23 protein-coding genes are annotated in these 16,996 nt (G+C 63.1%); 19 read left to right on the top strand and 4 right to left on the bottom strand.

Annotation, left to right across the window (positions count from 1 at the left end):
• Window positions 1-20: 20 nt before the first annotated feature.
• Complete coding sequence (locus G7Y29_RS01660) at window positions 21-491, bottom strand: carboxymuconolactone decarboxylase family protein (protein ID WP_165003502.1); 471 nt, start codon at window positions 489-491, stop codon at window positions 21-23.
• 133 nt (window positions 492-624) lie between these two features.
• Here G7Y29_RS01660 and G7Y29_RS01665 point away from each other — a divergent pair, with 133 nt between their 5' ends.
• Entirely contained in the window at window positions 625-1,362 is a 738-nt protein-coding gene (locus tag G7Y29_RS01665; protein WP_165003504.1) for a DUF2786 domain-containing protein, read from the top strand.
• A 111-nt stretch (window positions 1,363-1,473) separates the two neighbouring features.
• Window positions 1,474-2,991: a lipase family protein gene (locus G7Y29_RS01670; RefSeq protein WP_165003506.1), complete on the top strand. Its 1,518-nt coding sequence runs from the start codon at window positions 1,474-1,476 to the stop codon at window positions 2,989-2,991.
• On the opposite strand, the gene G7Y29_RS01675 is transcribed toward G7Y29_RS01670, so the two are convergent.
• Complete coding sequence (locus G7Y29_RS01675; RefSeq protein ID WP_165003508.1) at window positions 2,992-3,759, bottom strand: formate dehydrogenase accessory sulfurtransferase FdhD; 768 nt, start codon at window positions 3,757-3,759, stop codon at window positions 2,992-2,994.
• Between the two features lie 36 nt (window positions 3,760-3,795).
• Entirely contained in the window at window positions 3,796-5,061 is a 1,266-nt protein-coding gene (locus G7Y29_RS01680) for an amidohydrolase (RefSeq protein ID WP_165003510.1), read from the bottom strand.
• 318 nt (window positions 5,062-5,379) lie between these two features.
• Between G7Y29_RS01680 and rpsH the strand changes: the two genes are divergently transcribed.
• Genes rpsH through rplO form a run of 6 tightly spaced genes read left to right on the top strand, consistent with a single transcriptional unit; the run spans window position 5,380 to window position 8,094 of the window.
• The gene (gene rpsH / locus G7Y29_RS01685; RefSeq protein WP_165003512.1) at window positions 5,380-5,778 is read left to right on the top strand and encodes a 30S ribosomal protein S8; all 399 of its coding nucleotides are present in this window, start codon (window positions 5,380-5,382) and stop codon (window positions 5,776-5,778) included.
• 18 nt (window positions 5,779-5,796) lie between these two features.
• A complete protein-coding gene (gene rplF, locus G7Y29_RS01690; RefSeq protein WP_165003514.1) occupies window positions 5,797-6,333 on the top strand; it encodes a 50S ribosomal protein L6 in 537 nt (178 codons plus the stop codon).
• 2 nt (window positions 6,334-6,335) lie between these two features.
• Window positions 6,336-6,740 (top strand): 50S ribosomal protein L18, encoded by a 405-nt coding sequence (rplR, locus tag G7Y29_RS01695; protein ID WP_165003517.1) that lies wholly within the window; start codon window positions 6,336-6,338, stop codon window positions 6,738-6,740.
• 40 nt (window positions 6,741-6,780) lie between these two features.
• Window positions 6,781-7,449, top strand: a complete 669-nt coding sequence (gene rpsE, locus G7Y29_RS01700) for a 30S ribosomal protein S5 (RefSeq protein WP_165003519.1) — start codon at window positions 6,781-6,783, stop codon at window positions 7,447-7,449.
• A gap of 5 nt (window positions 7,450-7,454) precedes the next feature.
• A complete protein-coding gene (rpmD, locus tag G7Y29_RS01705; protein ID WP_165003521.1) occupies window positions 7,455-7,640 on the top strand; it encodes a 50S ribosomal protein L30 in 186 nt (61 codons plus the stop codon).
• Between the two features lie 7 nt (window positions 7,641-7,647).
• Window positions 7,648-8,094: a 50S ribosomal protein L15 gene (gene rplO / locus G7Y29_RS01710; protein WP_165003523.1), complete on the top strand. Its 447-nt coding sequence runs from the start codon at window positions 7,648-7,650 to the stop codon at window positions 8,092-8,094.
• A gap of 142 nt (window positions 8,095-8,236) precedes the next feature.
• Here the strand turns inward: rplO and G7Y29_RS01715 are convergent, their stop codons facing one another.
• A complete protein-coding gene (locus G7Y29_RS01715) occupies window positions 8,237-8,764 on the bottom strand; it encodes a DUF1707 SHOCT-like domain-containing protein (RefSeq protein ID WP_165003525.1) in 528 nt (175 codons plus the stop codon).
• 173 nt (window positions 8,765-8,937) lie between these two features.
• Here G7Y29_RS01715 and secY point away from each other — a divergent pair, with 173 nt between their 5' ends.
• From secY to truA, 11 genes are all read left to right on the top strand, one after another.
• Complete coding sequence (secY, locus tag G7Y29_RS01720) at window positions 8,938-10,266, top strand: preprotein translocase subunit SecY (RefSeq protein WP_165003527.1); 1,329 nt, start codon at window positions 8,938-8,940, stop codon at window positions 10,264-10,266.
• Window positions 10,266-10,820, top strand: a complete 555-nt coding sequence (locus G7Y29_RS01725) for an adenylate kinase (protein WP_165003529.1) — start codon at window positions 10,266-10,268, stop codon at window positions 10,818-10,820. Before secY ends, G7Y29_RS01725 begins: the two co-directional genes overlap by 1 nt.
• A gap of 19 nt (window positions 10,821-10,839) precedes the next feature.
• The gene (map, locus tag G7Y29_RS01730) at window positions 10,840-11,643 is read left to right on the top strand and encodes a type I methionyl aminopeptidase (protein ID WP_165003531.1); all 804 of its coding nucleotides are present in this window, start codon (window positions 10,840-10,842) and stop codon (window positions 11,641-11,643) included.
• 44 nt (window positions 11,644-11,687) lie between these two features.
• Window positions 11,688-12,446 carry a L,D-transpeptidase gene (locus G7Y29_RS01735; RefSeq protein WP_165003533.1) on the top strand — a complete coding sequence of 253 codons (759 nt, stop codon included), beginning with the start codon at window positions 11,688-11,690 and terminating at the stop codon, window positions 12,444-12,446.
• A 190-nt stretch (window positions 12,447-12,636) separates the two neighbouring features.
• Complete coding sequence (infA, locus tag G7Y29_RS01740) at window positions 12,637-12,855, top strand: translation initiation factor IF-1 (RefSeq protein ID WP_018017508.1); 219 nt, start codon at window positions 12,637-12,639, stop codon at window positions 12,853-12,855.
• 182 nt (window positions 12,856-13,037) lie between these two features.
• Entirely contained in the window at window positions 13,038-13,406 is a 369-nt protein-coding gene (gene rpsM / locus G7Y29_RS01745) for a 30S ribosomal protein S13 (protein ID WP_006839471.1), read from the top strand.
• Window positions 13,407-13,409: 3 nt separating this feature from the next.
• Window positions 13,410-13,814, top strand: coding sequence for a 30S ribosomal protein S11 (rpsK, locus tag G7Y29_RS01750; RefSeq protein WP_092151612.1), 405 nt, complete (start codon window positions 13,410-13,412; stop codon window positions 13,812-13,814).
• A 27-nt stretch (window positions 13,815-13,841) separates the two neighbouring features.
• Window positions 13,842-14,447 carry a 30S ribosomal protein S4 gene (rpsD, locus tag G7Y29_RS01755; RefSeq protein WP_165003535.1) on the top strand — a complete coding sequence of 202 codons (606 nt, stop codon included), beginning with the start codon at window positions 13,842-13,844 and terminating at the stop codon, window positions 14,445-14,447.
• Window positions 14,448-14,522: 75 nt separating this feature from the next.
• Complete coding sequence (locus G7Y29_RS01760) at window positions 14,523-15,536, top strand: DNA-directed RNA polymerase subunit alpha (RefSeq protein ID WP_165003537.1); 1,014 nt, start codon at window positions 14,523-14,525, stop codon at window positions 15,534-15,536.
• A gap of 46 nt (window positions 15,537-15,582) precedes the next feature.
• The gene (gene rplQ, locus G7Y29_RS01765; RefSeq protein ID WP_165003539.1) at window positions 15,583-16,053 is read left to right on the top strand and encodes a 50S ribosomal protein L17; all 471 of its coding nucleotides are present in this window, start codon (window positions 15,583-15,585) and stop codon (window positions 16,051-16,053) included.
• Window positions 16,054-16,126: 73 nt separating this feature from the next.
• Window positions 16,127-16,966, top strand: coding sequence for a tRNA pseudouridine(38-40) synthase TruA (truA, locus tag G7Y29_RS01770; protein ID WP_165003541.1), 840 nt, complete (start codon window positions 16,127-16,129; stop codon window positions 16,964-16,966).
• Window positions 16,967-16,996 lie beyond the last annotated feature (30 nt).

Consider the following 16,996-nt stretch of genomic DNA (forward strand, 5'->3'; position numbering starts at 1 on the left):
TCGCTATGCGCGGGTGCGGCTCAGAAGTCGAGGTCGAAGGCGGACGCCCCCTTAACCGTCCGGGGATCCGTGCGGGTTGCGATGGATACGCGGTTGAACACGTTGATAGCCAGGATGCTCACCAGAAGGTTGTGCAGGTCTTCTGTGCCGAAGCGTTCCTCGGCTTTATCCCACAACTCATCGGGGACGGAGGCGTAGCCGTCGATGTGTGTGACCGCGTCCGTGAGTTCGAGGGCTAGGACCTCTTTCTCGTCGAAAGTGTCCCGGTAATTAGTCCAGCCCTCGGCGCGCAAAATGCGGTCGTGATCCCAGCCGTCACGGCGTGCGTCGCGACGGTGTGTGGCGATGCACGCCTTGCAGTCGTTGATAACCGAGGCGCGGAGCGCGACAAGGTGTCGGTAGCGCTCGTCGACCGTTTCGCTGGAGTACTTGACCATGGGGAGCAGCGAGCGCATCGCCCCGCCACGCACTTGTTTCCGCGGTTCCACCATGCCCGCCACGGTAGCTGCGTGCGGCGCAGTTATCCACAATTGCTGAGTTATCCACAGGTGAAGGTTCCTCCGGCGGGTGGCGTCAGGTGCGTCGGCTACAACTGAGTGAAACCGAATTTTTCAGGGGGTAGTTATGCAGACCGGGGACACCACGAACAGCACGATCAAAATTAAGGGCAAGGTGCAGAAGCTGCTGAACCAGGCGGCGGACCGGCAGGGAACCGCGGAGGGGGAAATCTATTACCGCAAGGCGTTCGAGCTTATGGCGTCGCACGGTTTCGACGAGCGGGATCTCGCTGCGCCGGACGAGGGTGATGATGTCGTGCACAAGGTGTTCGAGTTCGCCGGCGCCTACACCGAGATGCAGTCGACACTTCTGCTCGCGATGTCGTCGTCGCTGCACTGCACCGGCTTCGCCCAGCGCGTGCACCGGTCCACTCGGATTAGCTCCGCGACGGTATTCGGGCTCCGCCGGCACCTTGACCGGGTGGAGATGCTGTTCACCCTTCTCAACCCGGTGATGATCGCCCAGGCGCGCGGCGTGAGTGCCGAGGCGTGGGAGGACGTGTCGACCGTGGTGAAGCGCAGGTCCTTCATGTCCGGGTTTGCCCGGCAGATCGGTGCGCGGCTGAGCGAGGCAGAGCATCGCGTCGCGGACGACCGCGACGAATACGCGCTCGTCCTAGTCGACGATGTGGAAAAGGCCCAGCAGGCCCAAGAGGAGTATGCCGCGATGCGCGGCCTCTTGTTTTCCCACTATCACTCCCAGCGCTCATTCGACGGTGTGGCCTACGGCCAGGGCGTGGAGGCGGGCAGCAGGTCTGATCTCGGCCAGACGCGGGTCTGGGCGCGGAGGGCGCTGCCATTCTGAATCAGTAAAGTTTGTGACCAAAAGGAATATGTTTCAAAAACAAAATAATCACCCCGCGTTGAAGGTAATGTGACTGTCACCTCAGTCAAGCGTCCGTAAAAGGGAGGTCACATGAAAGGTCTATTCGGGAGGGCTGGACGGGTGCGTAGCCTGGGAATTGCGGGGGCAGTCAGCAGCATCGTGTTGACGGTCGCCCTGCCGCTCGGAGCTTCGGCGGGTGCAGAGGAAAGTTCACTCAAGGGCTCCTCCGTCGGCTCATCTGTGGTCACGCGCCCGGTTGTCCAACCGGGGGATATCGATACGTTCTACGACACGTCGAATGTCACTCCGACCCGGGTGGGGGAGATCCTCCGCACCCAGCAGGCCCCGTATTCGGGCATCTTCGGGGACTCCACGTGGGCGGTGCCCAAGAGCGTGCAGAAGATCATGTACACCACCCAGAACACCGCAGGAGTTCTCACCCCGGTCACAGGTTACGTTCTAGAGCCGACCGTGCCGTGGCGCGGTGATGGTCCCCGGCCCACGCTCGTTATCGTCCGCGGCACCGTCGGTCAAGGCGACCACTGTGCTCCTTCGCGCAACTGGCCGCTCGACGGGCAGCCCGACCCCGTCTACTCCGGAAGGTTCGTCAACCTCGAGGGACTCTACGACATGATGTTTGCCAACCAGGGCGTCCGCGTCGTGGTCACTGACCTGATCGGAATGGGCACTCCGGGCATGCACACCTACATGAACCGGGACGACCAGGCCCACGCGATGCTCGACGCGGCGCGCGCGGCCCGCGGCCTCGTCGAGGCGCGCGGGGAAACTTTCGGCGCGGTCGCCCTTTACGGGCACTCCCAGGGCGGCGGCGCGTCGAGCGCGGCTGCCGAAGCGCAACCGGCCTACGCCCCCGACATCGACCTCGTCGCGGCGTACGCGTCCGCCCCGCCGGCCGACCTCGACGCAGTTCAGCGCAATATCGACGGGTCTGACCTGGTGGGCGCCATCGGTTTTACTATCAATGGCCTCCTCGCGCGTTTCCCGAATCTCGAGCCCATCATTGCCGCGAGCGTCACCGACGAAGGCAGCCGGGTACTGGAAAACGTCGCGCAGATGTGCACCGACGACATCATGAACGAATACGGCGGCACCACTACTCGCCAATGGATCACCGGCGGGAGGTCGCTGACCGAGCTTGCGCAGGAGCACCCGGAGGCTAAGGCCGCCATGGATGCTCAGCTGATCGGTACCGGCAAGCCGAACGTGCCGGTCATGATCGTCTCTGGGCGCTTCGACCGAAACGTCGCCTACGGCCAGGCGAAGCACCTTGCGCAGAACTGGTGTGCAAAGGGCGTGCCGGTGCTTTACCGTGACGACTTTCTCCCGGAGATCGGGACCCTAGGGGAGTACAACCACGTGGCGCAATCCGTCTCGGGCGCCACTTTCGGAATGCCGTTCATCGTGGACGCCTTTCACGGCCGAACACCGCAGGAAACGGCGGTGTGCACGAATTGGAACGGCAACGCAGGATCCTCCGAGGCCGACGCGAGCTCGGCGATGAGTTCGCTGCCGATGTCGAGCGGTCTCGTCATGCCGGGCAGCAGCCAGGGCGGAAGCTCCGGGCGGGAGGGCTCGTTCGTCCTGTAGCTACCGGGACTCGTTGCCCGCGTACACGTTGAAGCGGGAGCCCGTCGCCTCTGCGATGAGTGTCATGCCGGCGTGGCGGGCAAGTTCAACCGCGAGCGAAGTCGTCCCCGCGGTGGTGATGATGGCGGGGATGCCTGCCATCATCGCTTTGCGGGCGATGCCAAATGTCACCCTCTCCCGCGTCACCAACACATGCCCGGCGGCCGGAAGCGCGCCGTCCAGCAGGAGTGCGCCAACTAGCTTGTCGACGGCGTGTTCAATGTTCAGGTCCGACCTCGACGCGACAGTTTCTGCGCGGGCGGTGGCGAGAAGCGCGGCAGGGGTGGGCTCACGGCGGCTCGGGGCGGGAACGAGCGGAGGGAAACGGAACCACTCGTCGGTGCTGAGTGCGAGTGATTTGATGGGGAAACGCACCCGGTGCAGGATCTCAGTGATGGCTTGGTCGCGGGATATCCCGCAGCTGTTGGACAGCGGGGCGGAGGGGAGGGGCGTCGACACGCTTCGTGTGAGATGGACATCCATTAAGTTGTAGGTGTTGCGCCCGCCGGTATCCACCGCGCCGGCGCAGTAGCGGGCGGAACCGACGTCGGCGGCTGAGGAGATGAGGCCCTCGGTGTACAACCAGCCGTGGGCCAGCTCAATGTCGTTTCCGGGTGTGCGGGTTGTGGTCAGAAGGGAGGCTCCGCCGGAGCGAATCTCGAGCGGCTCCTCTGTGGGGGTCGTACCGGCCCGGGTATCTGTTGTGAACGTCTCGCCGGATCGGGTCACCGTTGTCACCGCGAAACGTCTGTTGCCTCGACCCATCTAACAGGATCCGGTAGCGGAAGAGGAGTCCTGCGATGTCGTCAACCACGCAGCCGCGGCCACGACGGCGGCTTCGGCGCCGCGGTCCAACGTGGGTTGAATATCCGGGGCGAACGCCGGGTTGTGGTTGCCTGGGGCGTTTTCCTGGTATTCGAACCCGCCGAGGCCCCAGAAGGTGTACGGCACGTCTAGCTCGCGGGGGATCACCGAGAAATCTTCCGATGCGGCGACCGCGTCGAGGTCAACCGCTTTGTCACCGAAATACTCGTCGAAGGCGGCGCGTACGGTGTCGGTGGCCTCGACGTGGTTGTCAGTGAGCGGGTAGATGTCGTAGTAGGTGAACTCCGGTTCCTTCGGGCTGCGGGCGGCCTCACATTCCGCGCGCACGATCCGCTCGATGGCCTCTTTAATGTGGTCGCTGACTTCCTGGCTGTACGCGCGTGTGTTGATCAGCAGCTCGGCGGACGCCGGAATGATGTTCGACTTCGATCCGGCGTTGACCGAACCGACGGTGACTACAGCGGTCTCCTGGGCGGCGATTTCGCGGGAGACGATCGTCTGCAGGCGCATCACGATTGTCGACGCCAGCACCACCGGGTCGGCGCCGAGTTCCGGCATCGCCCCGTGCGAACCTTTGCCGAAGACCTCCACCTTCACCGAGAACGCCTGCGACAGCACCGCACCGCGACGGGTGCCAACGGTCCCGCCCGGTAGTGAACCGAGCACATGCTGGCCGAGGTACACGTCGGGCCGCGGCATCTTGTCGGCGATGCCGTGCTCCACCATGTCGCCGGCACCTTCCGCAGTTTCCTCCGCCGGTTGGAACACCCCGACAAAGGTTCCGCTCCACTGATCGGTGTGGTCGTTGAACGCCTTCAGGGCGCCGAGCAGACTCATGAGATGGACGTCGTGGCCGCAGGCATGTGACGTGGGGACCTCGGCACCGGAATTCTTGTCCACCTGCGTCGCCGTCGACTGGTAGTCCTTCCCCGAATCCTCCTTCACCGGCAAACCATCGATGTCGGCGCGCATCGCCACCACTGGCCCCTCGCCATTCTCGATGACGGCGAGGATGCCAGTCTCCCCCACGAGCTCGTGGTCGATGCCGTAAGAGGTGAGCTCCTCCTGAATCCGGGCGGAGGTTTCAATTTCCTGCATCGACAGCTCGGGGATCTGGTGGAAGTGCTTGTACAGGTCCTCTCGCTCGGAGCGGGAGGATTCCAAGTCCGACAAAATGGTCCTGGCGTTGTTGAGGTTGATACCCATGCCACCCAAGGTAGTGGTTGAGACTGTGTCACGTTGGCGGGGGCGTCGAGAAGCGATTTGCCCTGAAAGCCGGGATAAATGTATGGTTTTCGTTTGGACTTGTGCGTGGAATTCCCACGCGCAACAGTTCAAGAATTCATTACTCATCCAACTTTGTTGCAGGCCCCCCGCCGAGATGCGAACCGGGTGCAAGGGTGGCGGCGAGCGCCCCGCGTTATTGAGCGCGGGGAGCGTGAAGTAGCCCCCGACATACCACACGGAGAACGCGAGGTGGGTTTCAATGGGAACCGCAACGAGAAAGGTAGACGGTCACATCTCATGACGATGACTGATCCAATCGCAGACATGCTGTCTCGCGTGCGCAACGCTAACAATGCGCACCACGAGACCGTGTCCATGCCCTCCTCGAAGTTGAAGGTCAACATCGCGGAGATCCTCAAGCAGGAGGGCTACATCGCCGACTACAAGGTTGAGGAAGAGAAGGTTGGCAAGCAGCTGACCCTCGACCTCAAGTACGGCCCGACGCGCGAGTCCTCCATCGCAGGGCTGCGCCGCGTGTCCAAGCCCGGTCTGCGCGTGTACGCAAAGTCGAACGACCTGCCGCAGGTTCTCGGCGGCCTTGGCGTGGCCATCATTTCCACGTCGCAGGGCCTCCTGACCGACCGTCAGGCCCAAGAGAAAGGCGTAGGCGGAGAAGTTCTCGCCTACGTCTGGTAAAGGGAGGTTGAAAAGACTATGTCACGCGTAGGTAAAGCACCCATCGCAATCCCGAACGGCGTTGAAACCACAATCGACGGCCGCAACGTTGAGGTCAAGGGCCCGAAGGGCACCCTGTCCCTCGAGCTCCCGGAGCCCATCACCGCTTCCGTTGAAGAGAACGAAATCGTGGTGGCCCGTCCGGACGATCACCGCACCAGCCGCGCTCTGCACGGTCTCTCCCGCTCGCTCGTCAACAACCTCGTTGTTGGTGTGACCGAGGGTTACAAGATCAACATGGAGATCTTCGGTGTCGGCTACCGCGTCCAGGCCAAGGGCAAGGACCTCGAGTTCGCCCTCGGTTACTCGCACCCGATCCTGATCCAGGCGCCCGAGGGCATCACCTTCGCCGTCGACGGCAACACCAAGTTCTCGATCGAGGGTATCGACAAGCAGCAGGTAGGCCAGATCGCCGCGAACATCCGCCGACTGCGCAAGGATGACCCCTACAAGGGCAAGGGCATCCGTTACGCAGGCGAGCAGGTTCGCCGCAAGGTCGGAAAGACGGGTAAGTAATCATGAGCAACACCGCAGAGAACACCAAGCGCACCCCGGTCGGCAAGGACATTTCGTCCCGCCGTCGCGAGGCACGCGCACGTCGCCACTACCGCATCCGCAAGACCCTGCGCGGCACCCCGGAGACCCCGCGTCTCGTCGTGCACCGTTCTTCCCGCCATATGCACGTCCAGGTCATCGACGACCTGGCCGGCCACACGCTGGTTGCCGCTTCCACCATGGAGGCCGACATCCGCAACGCAGAGGGCGACAAGAAGGACAAGGCCGCCAAGGTTGGCGCACTCATCGCCGAGCGCGCCAAGGCAGCCGGCATCGATGCAGTTGTATTCGACCGCGCCGGCTACAAGTACCACGGCCGAGTCGCAGCTCTCGCTGACGCAGCTCGTGAAGGTGGTCTGAAGTTCTAATGATTACCGCAACCATCACCATTAACGGAAGGAACGCGTAATGGCCGAACGTGAACGGCGTGACGGCGGACGCTCCGCCGACAACCAGAACAACCAGAACAGCAACGACCGCGGCGGACGTAACGACCGCGGCGGGCGCAACGACCGTGGCGGTCGCCGCGACCGCGACGACCGTCGCAACCAGAACGACGACCGCGACAAGTACATCGAGCGCGTCATCACCATCAACCGTGTCGCCAAGACCGTCAAGGGCGGACGCAACATGTCGTTTACGGCTCTCGTTGTGGTCGGCGACGGCCAGGGCATGGTCGGTGTGGGCTACGGCAAGGCCAAGGAAGTCCCGGCCGCAATCCAGAAGGGTGCAGAAGAGGCACGCAAGAACTTCTTCCGCGTCCCGATGATCGGCGGCACCATCCCCCACCCCGTCCAGGGTGAGGCCGCAGCCGGCATCGTCATGCTCCGCCCGGCAGCACCGGGTACCGGTGTCATCGCCGGTGGCGCTGTCCGTCCGGTTCTCGAGTGCGCTGGCGTGCAGGACATTCTGTCCAAATCCCTCGGCTCCGACAACGCACTGAACGTCGTCCAGGCGACCGTCGCTGGCCTGAAAGAGCTCGTGCGCCCCGAAGAGGTCGCTGCCAAGCGCGGCAAGTCCGTCGAGGACATCGCTCCGGCTCGTATGCTGCGCGCTCGCGCAGGACAGGAGGCATAGAACACATGGCTCTGAAAATTACGCTGCACCACGGCAAGGTCGGCGAGAAGCCGATGACCCGTGCAAACCTCGAGGCTCTAGGCCTGCGCAAGATCGGCCAGTCTGTGGTTAAGCAGGACAACGCCGCGACCCGCGGCCAGATCCTCAAGGTGCGCCACCTGGTCACCGTCGAAGAAGTAGCAGGGGAGTAGATAACACATGGCTGACATCATCAAGCTCCATGATCTGCGCCCGGCTCCGGGCGCAAAGAAGTCCAAGACCCGCGTTGGCCGCGGTGAGGCATCCAAGGGCAAGACCGCGGGCCGCGGTACCAAGGGAACCGGTGCTCGCAAGCAGGTTTCGGCCGCTTTCGAGGGTGGCCAGATGCCGCTGCACATGCGTCTGCCGAAGCTCAAGGGCTTCAAGAACCCGAACAAGGTTGTTTTCCAGGTCGTCAACGTCGCCGACCTCGAGAAGGCGTTCCCCAACGGCGGCTCCGTCGCCATTGCCGACATCGTCGCCGCTGGCCTCGCTCGCAAGAACGAGCCTGTCAAGGTTCTGGGCAACGGTGACCTGAGCGTCAAGCTCGATGTCACCGCGACCAAGTTCTCGAAGTCTGCTGTGGAGAAGATCCAGGCAGCCGGTGGCACCGTCACCGAGGCTTAAGCGCTAACGAGCGTTCGGCCGCACAAATCGGGTCGCTTCCCTGATGGGAGGCGGCCCGATTTCTGCTCCTCAGTCTCAGTGTGAGGCTATGGACGGCGAGGGCTCCGGGACGAGCGGGAGAAACGCGCTGGCGATTGAGCGGCTACTGCCCTAACTCTCTCCGGCGTTGTGCCGCGAGGCGTAGGCGCTCCGCGCGTTTCTTCTTCTCCGCCGCGGTGAGTTCATCGAAAATCTGCTCGTCCTCATCTTCCAGGCCGAAAACGCCGCGCACCGCCATCGAGGCGATTCCCGCGATGGGGAACACCACCCAGAAGTAGTTGAAGTGGAAAACAAATAAACCCAAGAAGAATAGAACCATCGTCGCCGACCAGATGACGGCGTCGGCGGCTTGTACTTTCTTGCCGCGCGCCAGAACACGGTCTAATTCGGCATCCGCGTCGGGAACATGTTTAACATCGCTGCGGGCGGAGCCCAGCGGCTCCACTTCGTGGTCGGGGAGGTCGGCAAACAGTTCCGTAAGATCGTTGCGGTAGTTGGCGTTGGCGGCCTGAGCGGTTCGTCGGTCGAACTCCGCTACGTCCAGATACCCGTTAGTGAAGAGCTCGGTGAGCCTGTCGAAAGCTCGCGCCCGCTCTGGGTCCCCGATCCGGATGCCAGGCTCATTGTCCATGGGTGCCAGTATCGTGCACAGTTGTAGGCGCCGCAAGTTCGACGAATGTCGTTCGACTGGTAGGCTGTTGAGGTCAAACTTGTCCGGGATGGCCGCGCATGCCGCTGGCCGTTTCCAGGCGATACCTGTCCACGATCTTCCGGGTGATGTGCGCCTGGAGGCCAGGAGGCTTTGTGTCCGCTATTGCTCAGGCGTTCAAGGACGCGGATCTGCGCAAGAAGATCCTCATCACCATCGCGCTCGTGATCCTGTACCGAGTCGGTGCGCAGATCCCGACCCCGGGTGTGGATTACGCGCTGATCAGCCAGCGACTCAACGACATCTCGCAGGGGGACCAGGCGACGATGTTCTCCATTATCGGTTTGTTCTCAGGTGGTGCGCTGCTGCAGCTTTCGATTTTCGCGATCGGCATCATGCCCTTCATCACGTCGTCGATCATCGTGCAGCTGCTCACGGTGGTGATTCCGCGGTTCGAGGAGCTGAAGAAGGAGGGCCAGGCGGGCCAGACAAAAATGACTCAATACACCCGCTACCTCACTGTCGGGCTCGCCCTCCTGCAGTCCTCGGGCATTGTGGCGCTTGCGGACCGCGAGCAGCTCCTCGGCCAAGGAGTGCCCGTCCTGGTGGAGGATCGCAACATATGGACCCTGATCATGATGATCATCGTGATGACCTCGGGGGCGATCCTCATCATGTGGCTCGGTGAGATCATCACGGAGAAGGGTGTAGGAAATGGCATGTCACTACTCATTTTTGCGGGTATCGCAACCCAGATCCCGACCGAAGGCGCATTCATTCTCCAGCAGTCGGGCGGGGTGACCTTCGCTCTCGTCGTGGCGGCGCTGATCGTTCTCGTCGTCGGAATCATCTTCGTGGAGCAGGGGCAGCGCCGCATCCCCGTGCAGTACGCCAAGCGCATGGTCGGGCGTCGCCAGTACGGTGGATCGTCGACCTACCTGCCTCTCAAGGTCAACCAGGCCGGTGTCATCCCGGTCATTTTCGCGTCGTCTCTGATGTATGTGCCGGTTCTTATCTCCCAGATTGTCACCATGAACAAGACCACTCCGCCGGACAACTGGTGGATGAACAACGTCATGGCGTGGCTGCAGAACCCCGGTTCGTGGCAGTACATTTTGCTGTACTTCGGCCTGATCGTTTTCTTCTCCTACTTCTACGTTTCCATCCAGTACGACCCGGTGGAGCAGGCAGACAACATGAAGAAGTACGGTGGCTTCATTCCGGGAATCCGCCCCGGCCGACCGACCGCGCAATACTTGGCGTTTGTGATGAACCGCCTGCTGTTCGTGGGAGCGCTGTACCTCGCTTTGATCGCAATCCTGCCGAACTTGGCGTTCGACGCCGGGGTGACCGGTTCGGGCCAGATGGGCATGAGCGCATTCGGCGGCACCGCTATCCTGATTATGGTGTCCGTGGCGCTGACCACGGTGAAGCAAATTGAATCCCAACTCCTCCAATCTAACTACGAAGGACTTCTGCGATAATGCGTCTCGTTCTACTCGGCCCTCCCGGTGCCGGCAAAGGTACCCAGGCAGCGATTCTCTCCGAGAAGCTCGGTGTTCCCCATATCTCCACCGGTGATCTGTTCCGCGCAAACATCGGTGAGGGGACCCCGCTCGGTGTTGAGGCCAAGGAGTACATCGACGCCGGGCGCCTCGTCCCGACGGATGTGACCGCACGCATGGTGGAGGCCCGCCTGGAGGAAGCGGACGCTGCAAACGGCTTCCTTCTGGATGGTTTCCCGCGCACCGTGGAGCAGGCCGAGATTCTCAAGGACCTGCTGGACAAGAAGGGCGTCGCCCTCGACGGAGTGCTCAACTTCCAGATTGATGAGGACGTCGTCGTCGAGCGAATGCTCGCCCGCGGCCGCGAGGACGACAACGAGGAGACGATCCGCACCCGGCTCGGCGTGTACCGCGACGAGACCGCTCCGTTGATCGACCACTATGGTGACGAGATAATCAACATCGACGCCGTCGGTGAAGTCAACGAGGTCAACTCCCGCGCCATGGATGAGCTGGAGAAGCTGGGCAAGTAGGCCCGGTTACCTGACTTTGATGGTTTTCAACGCACGCAAGCGGCGCATTCCCGCGAAATCGCCCGCCGACCTCGACGCCATGGAGGCGGCGGGTCGCGTCGTCGGCGTTGCGCTGCAGGAGGTGCGTAAGGCTGCCCTTCCTGGACGCACCACGGCAGATCTGGACCGTGTTGCGGAGGACGTGATCCGCTCGCACGGTGCAGTGCCGACCTTCCTGGGGTACCAGGGTTTCCCGGCGTCGATCTGCGCGTCGGTCAACGACGTCGTCGTGCACGGCATTCCAAGCAACAAGGTGATCCTGAAAGAGGGCGACCTCGTGTCCGTCGACTGTGGAGCGACCCTCGACGGCTGGGTGGGGGACTCGGCATGGTCGTTCGGGATCGGTGAGCTCGCCGACGACGTCGACAAGCTCAACCGGGCCACCGAGTGGGTTCTCCACGAGGGGCTGAAGGCTATGGTGCCGGGCAACAGGCTTACCGACGTTTCTCACGCACTTGAGGCGGCTACCCGCGCGGCCGAGCAACGTTTCGGAGTGGAGCTCGGGATTCTCGACGGTTACGGTGGCCACGGAATCGGCCGTTCCATGCACGAGAAGCCGTTTCTTGCCAACGAGGGCAAGCCGCACCGCGGCCCGGAGATCCAGGACGGCTCAGTCCTTGCGATCGAGCCGATGCTCATCCTCGGGGGAGAGGTTGACAGTGACGTGCTTGACGACGACTGGACGGTGGTCACCCTCGACGGCTCGCCCGCGGCGCACTGGGAGCACACGGTGGCGGCAACCGCGCAAGGCCCCCGGATTTTAACCCCGCGAAGCGATTGCTGAGCGAAGCGCTCAGCGTTTTCCGCGCCAACGGTTATACTGCACACATGTCAAACACTCCCCGCCACCGCGCCCCCAGCAGAGCAAAACGGCGCGCAGCTGCTATCGCCGCATCTGTCGGGGCCCTTGTTGCCCTCGCAGGCGTCCCGGCTGTCGCGCAGGCACAGGAAGCCCCCGTTTCCTCGGCGAACAGCCTGGACGCGTTTGTGCAGCACGTCAACTACTCGCTGACAACCTCCACGCGCGACAACGCGTGGTATGTCCGCAACACCCTGCTCGCCCAGGCTGGCACACTCGCGGCGATTAACCCGGCTGCACCCGAGCAGGCTCGGGCGCAGATTGACCAGATTTTCGAGGCGCTCTTCCCGGGCCTCATCGCTGAGCGCACTCCGCGCCCGGAGCCGGCGCCGGCACCCGCTGCCGCTCCCGCCCCGGCCCCGGCCCCAGCTTTCGACTATGGAGCCTGCCCGAAAGATGCGAAGGTCTGCGTCGACATCGCAGGCCAGCGTTCGTGGCTGCAGAATGGCGGTCAGGTTTACTACGGTGCGGTGACGGTCGCCACGGGCAAACCGGGGTACGAGACTCCGCGCGGCACGTTTTACGTCAACCGCAAGATCAAGGATGAGATCTCTTGGGAGTTCGGCAACGCGCCGATGCCTTTCGCCACCTATTTCACCTACAACGGAATTGCTTTCCACCAGGGGGATCCCGCCTACAAGTCCCACGGCTGCGTCCGTATGTACCGACAGGATGCGGAACGATACTTCAACGACCTGCAGATCGGCGACAAGGTCGTCGTCTACTAGGGTTACGGCGCGACCCGACCCCTCTTTCCGCGTGGCGCGGAGGGAGGGGTTTGTATTTGTGCAGGTCGGCGGGTAAAGTTGTCTCTCGGTGTGTAAGCGCATGGGCTCTCCCATGCTCTCTCGCGCCGTGTAGCAACGTAAAAATACGTCGGGCACCTGCGACAACGCGGTGCTGTAGGAAGTGGAGTGTATGGCAAAAGAAGGCGCAATTGAAGTTGAGGGCCGCATCGTCGAGCCCTTGAAGAACGCGATGTTCCGCGTCGAACTCGACAACGGACACGAGGTTCTGGCCCACATCAGTGGCAAGATGCGCCAGCACTACATCCGCATCCTCCCGGAGGACCGAGTGATCGTGGAGCTCTCGCCCTACGACCTCGACCGCGGGCGTATTACCTACCGCTACAAGTAGTTTACTTTCCGCCTCCTTACCCAAACGCCCCGTCGCAAGGCGGTGCGTCACTCACCTTCGGCCGCGGTGGCCGGAGCCGCGCGCAATCACGACCCATCATCCGGTTAGGACCGGGTAAAGCGTCGCGTGGCGTGGGCGGGTGGGGAGAAAACCACCGTACCAACCTGAAAGGCACGGCCCACATGGCACGTCTAGCTGGTGTCGATCTGCCGCGCAACAAGCGCATGGAGATCGCCCTGACCTACATTTACGGAATCGGTGCAACCCGTTCCAAGGAGCTGCTGGAGAAGACCGGCATCTCTCCCGACCTGCGTACCGACAACCTGACCGACGATCAGCTCGCCGCCCTGCGCGACGCCATCGAGTCCTCCTACACCGTGGAGGGCGACCTGCGCCGCGAGGTTCAGGCTGACATCCGTCGGAAGATTGAAATCGGTTCCTACCAGGGCCTGCGCCACCGCCGTGGCCTCCCGGTGCGCGGCCAGCGCACGAAGACCAACGCGCGCACCCGCAAGGGCCCGAAGAAGACCATCGCAGGAAAGAAGAAGTAACGCATGCCTCCCAAGACTCGTTCCGGCGCGCGCCGTACCGGCCGTCGCGTCGTCAAGAAGAACGTGGCCGCCGGCCACGCCTACATCAAGTCCACCTTCAACAACACCATCGTGTCCATCACGGACCCGAGCGGTGCCGTGATCTCCTGGGCGTCCTCCGGCCACGTCGGTTTCAAGGGCTCCCGCAAGTCCACCCCGTTCGCCGCGCAAATGGCTGCAGAGAATGCAGCTCGCAAGGCGATGGAGCACGGCATGAAGAAGGTCGACGTCTTTGTCAAGGGTCCCGGCTCCGGCCGCGAGACCGCCATCCGTTCTCTCCAGGCCGCTGGCCTGGAGGTGTCCTCGATCTCCGACGTGACGCCCCAGCCGTTCAACGGTTGCCGTCCGCCGAAGCGTCGTCGCGTTTAAGGCAGAAAGGAAAAGAGGTAATACATCATGGCTCGTTATACTGGCCCTGCTACCCGTAAGTCCCGTCGCCTCCGCGTCGATCTCGTCGGCGGAGACATGTCGTTTGAGCGCCGCCCCTACCCTCCGGGGCAGGCTGGCCGCGCCCGCATCAAGGAGTCGGAGTACCTCCTCCAGCTGCAGGAGAAGCAGAAGGCCCGCTTCACCTACGGCGTGATGGAGAAGCAGTTCCGCCGCTACTACGAGGAGGCGAACCGCCTCGCCGGTAAGACCGGCGACAATCTGCTCGTACTCCTCGAGTCCCGTCTGGACAACGTCGTCTACCGCGCTGGTTTGGCACGCACCCGCCGCCAGGCCCGTCAGCTCGTCTCTCACGGCCACTTCACCATCAACGGCAAGAAGACGAACGTCCCGTCCCACCGCGTCTCCCAGTACGACATCATCGATGTCCGCGAGAAGTCCCGCGCCATGATCTGGTTCGAGGAAGCTCAGGACAACCTGGTCGATTCCGTCGTCCCGGCCTGGCTGCAGGTCGTCCCGGAGACCCTGCGCATTCTCGTGCACCAGCTGCCCGAGCGCGCTCAGATCGACGTTCCACTGCAGGAGCAGCTCATCGTCGAGCTCTACTCGAAGTAACCAATTACTTCGAACCACCTTCCGTCATCCGTTCCTACCGGCATCAAATAGTGGTTGCCGACAAAGGAGAAGTTCATGCTCATCTCGCAGCGTCCTCAACTGACTGAGGAGTACATCGACACCAACCGCTCGAAGTTCGTCATCGAGCCCCTCGAGCCCGGTTTCGGTTACACCCTCGGAAACTCCCTGCGCCGCACGCTGCTGTCGTCCATTCCGGGCGCCGCAGTGACCTCGATCAAGATCGACGGTGTGCTTCACGAGTTCACCACGATCAACGGCATCAAGGAAAACGTTTCGGAGATCATCCTCAACGTCAAGAACTTGGTTCTGTCCTCCGACTCCGATGAGCCGGTTGTCATGTACGTGTCCAAGGAGGGCCCGGGCAATGTCACCGCTGGCGACATTGAGGTTCCGGCCGACGTGGAGATCCACAACCCGGACCTGCACATCGCGTCGCTGAACGACAACGCTCGCCTGGAGATGGAGCTCGTCGTCGAGCGCGGCCGCGGTTACGTCCCGGCCATGCCTAACTCCGGCGGAGAGGCCGGCCGCATCCCGGTCGACCAGATCTACTCCCCGGTGACTCGGGTCGCCTACAAGGTTGAGGCGACTCGTGTGGAGCAGCGCACTGACTTTGACAAGCTCATCATCGACGTGGAGACCAAGAACTCCATGTCCGCCCGTGACGCGCTCGCCTCCGCCGGCTCCACCCTGGTCGAGCTGTTCGGCTTGGCCCGCGAGCTCAACACGGCGGCAGAAGGCATCGAGATTGGCCCGTCCCCGCAGGAGACGGAGTTCATCGCCGCCTACAACCTGCCGATCGAGGACCTGAACTTCTCCGTGCGCTCCTACAACTGCCTGAAGCGCCAGGAGATCCACTCCGTCGGTGAGCTCGCTGAGTGCACCGAGAGCGATCTGCTGGATATCCGCAACTTCGGCCAGAAGTCCATCAACGAGGTCAAGATCAAGCTTGCCTCGCTGGGCCTGACCCTGAAGGACGCACCGGAAGACTTCGACCCCACCCAGATCGAGGGTTACGACGCCGAGACCGGCGACTACGTCGACGTCAGCGCGGAAGACACCGAGTAACAACAAAGAGCACGCGCTCAACCAACCGCACACGAGGAGTACGAAAATGCCGACCCCTAAGAAGGGTGCCCGTCTCGGAGGCTCCGCCAGCAACCAGAAGCACATTGTTTCCAACCTGGCGATGTCCCTCTTCGAGCACGGGGCAATCAAGACCACCGAGGCCAAGGCCAAGGTTCTGCGCCCGTACGCAGAGAAGCTGATCACCAAGGCGAAGAAGGGCACCGTGGCCGACCGCCGCGCCGTCGCCGCCGAGTTGCCGAGCAAAGAGATCGTCGCTTACCTGTTCAACGAGCTCGCACCGAAGTTCGCCAACCGTGAGGGCGGCTACACCCGCTCCATCAAGCTGGAGAACCGTTCCGGCGACAACGCCCCGATGACCCACATCTCCCTCGTTCTCGAGGAGACCGTGTCCACCGAGGCCACCCGCGCGGCACGCGCCGCGGCTTCCAAGCAGGCCGAGGAGGCTCCCGCAGAGGAGACCACCGAGGTTGAGGCTGAGAAGCAGGACGAGAAGTAGGCCGTAGCGCCTGATTCCGGCGGCCCCGCACTCCGTTATGGAGGGCGGGGCCGTTTGCTACCCTCAGGGCACCATGACGGATGAAACGCTACGACTGCGCCTCGACATCGCCTACGACGGCACCGACTTTCACGGTTGGGCGCGCCAGGCAGACCTGCGCACGGTGCAGGGGACGATCGAGGCCGCGCTCGGCATGGTGCTGTGCACCCCGGTCGAGCTCACAGTCGCGGGCCGCACCGACGCCGGGGTTCATGCCTCCGGCCAAGTCGCACATGTCGACATTCCCCGCGCCGCGCTGGAACAGCGGTCCATTGAGGGCGATCCCGCCCGCCTCGTCCGACGCATGGCGAAGCTCCTGCCCGAGGACGTGCGCATCTTCCGCGTCACTGCTGCCCACCCGCTTTTCGACGCCCGCTTCTCCGCACTCTCCCGAAGCTACGTGTACCGGGTCACCACGCACCCGGCCGGGGCGCTGCCGACTCGCGCGCGCGATACTGCCGCGTGGCGCAGGCCCGTGGACCTTTCCGTTGTGCAGGCCGTCGCTGACGCCTTCGTCGGCCTGCATGATTTCGCCGCCTTCTGCAAGGCGAAACCGAACGCGACAACGGTGCGGGAGGTGCTGGGAATGCGCTGGGTGGAGGCGTCGACAAGCGAAGAACCCAACCTGTACGAGGCGCACGTGACGGCCGACGCCTTCTGCTGGAACATGGTGCGCGCGCTGGTGGCCACGTGCCTGCAGGTGGGGGACGGGTCGAAGGAGCCCGGGTGGGTGGAACCGCTGCTCGGTGAGCGCGAGCGCAACCCGCAGGTGCTGCTCGCCCCAGCGAAGGGGCTCACGCTTGTCGACGTCGCGTATCCCGCCCCCGACGAGTACGGGCGTAGGTCTGCGTTAACTCGGGCGAAGCGCGAATAGGCGCGCCGGTTGCCGTGCGGGGGGCGGAGG

Origin of the sequence: Corynebacterium qintianiae (genome assembly GCF_011038645.2) — a bacterium.
GTDB lineage: Bacteria > Actinomycetota > Actinomycetes > Mycobacteriales > Mycobacteriaceae > Corynebacterium > Corynebacterium qintianiae.

What these genes read in the sequence shown, in the direction of transcription:
- rpsH (WP_165003512.1), top strand. Translation starts at nt 5,380, where the DNA reads ATGACGATGACTGATCCAATCGCAGACATGCTGTCTCGCGTGCGCAAC.
- rplO (WP_165003523.1), top strand. Translation starts at nt 7,648, where the DNA reads ATGGCTGACATCATCAAGCTCCATGATCTGCGCCCGGCTCCGGGCGCA.
- map (WP_165003531.1), top strand. Translation starts at nt 10,840, where the DNA reads ATGGTTTTCAACGCACGCAAGCGGCGCATTCCCGCGAAATCGCCCGCC.
- truA (WP_165003541.1), top strand. Translation starts at nt 16,127, where the DNA reads ATGACGGATGAAACGCTACGACTGCGCCTCGACATCGCCTACGACGGC.
- G7Y29_RS01665 (WP_165003504.1), top strand. Translation starts at nt 625, where the DNA reads ATGCAGACCGGGGACACCACGAACAGCACGATCAAAATTAAGGGCAAG.
- G7Y29_RS01670 (WP_165003506.1), top strand. Translation starts at nt 1,474, where the DNA reads ATGAAAGGTCTATTCGGGAGGGCTGGACGGGTGCGTAGCCTGGGAATT.
- rpsD (WP_165003535.1), top strand. Translation starts at nt 13,842, where the DNA reads ATGGCTCGTTATACTGGCCCTGCTACCCGTAAGTCCCGTCGCCTCCGC.
- G7Y29_RS01735 (WP_165003533.1), top strand. Translation starts at nt 11,688, where the DNA reads ATGTCAAACACTCCCCGCCACCGCGCCCCCAGCAGAGCAAAACGGCGC.
- G7Y29_RS01725 (WP_165003529.1), top strand. Translation starts at nt 10,266, where the DNA reads ATGCGTCTCGTTCTACTCGGCCCTCCCGGTGCCGGCAAAGGTACCCAG.
- rplF (WP_165003514.1), top strand. Translation starts at nt 5,797, where the DNA reads ATGTCACGCGTAGGTAAAGCACCCATCGCAATCCCGAACGGCGTTGAA.
- rpmD (WP_165003521.1), top strand. Translation starts at nt 7,455, where the DNA reads ATGGCTCTGAAAATTACGCTGCACCACGGCAAGGTCGGCGAGAAGCCG.
- G7Y29_RS01715 (WP_165003525.1), bottom strand. Translation starts at nt 8,764, where the DNA reads ATGGACAATGAGCCTGGCATCCGGATCGGGGACCCAGAGCGGGCGCGA.
- G7Y29_RS01760 (WP_165003537.1), top strand. Translation starts at nt 14,523, where the DNA reads ATGCTCATCTCGCAGCGTCCTCAACTGACTGAGGAGTACATCGACACC.
- rpsE (WP_165003519.1), top strand. Translation starts at nt 6,781, where the DNA reads ATGGCCGAACGTGAACGGCGTGACGGCGGACGCTCCGCCGACAACCAG.
- rplQ (WP_165003539.1), top strand. Translation starts at nt 15,583, where the DNA reads ATGCCGACCCCTAAGAAGGGTGCCCGTCTCGGAGGCTCCGCCAGCAAC.
- rpsK (WP_092151612.1), top strand. Translation starts at nt 13,410, where the DNA reads ATGCCTCCCAAGACTCGTTCCGGCGCGCGCCGTACCGGCCGTCGCGTC.
- rpsM (WP_006839471.1), top strand. Translation starts at nt 13,038, where the DNA reads ATGGCACGTCTAGCTGGTGTCGATCTGCCGCGCAACAAGCGCATGGAG.
- rplR (WP_165003517.1), top strand. Translation starts at nt 6,336, where the DNA reads ATGAGCAACACCGCAGAGAACACCAAGCGCACCCCGGTCGGCAAGGAC.
- infA (WP_018017508.1), top strand. Translation starts at nt 12,637, where the DNA reads ATGGCAAAAGAAGGCGCAATTGAAGTTGAGGGCCGCATCGTCGAGCCC.
- G7Y29_RS01660 (WP_165003502.1), bottom strand. Translation starts at nt 491, where the DNA reads ATGGTGGAACCGCGGAAACAAGTGCGTGGCGGGGCGATGCGCTCGCTG.
- G7Y29_RS01680 (WP_165003510.1), bottom strand. Translation starts at nt 5,061, where the DNA reads ATGGGTATCAACCTCAACAACGCCAGGACCATTTTGTCGGACTTGGAA.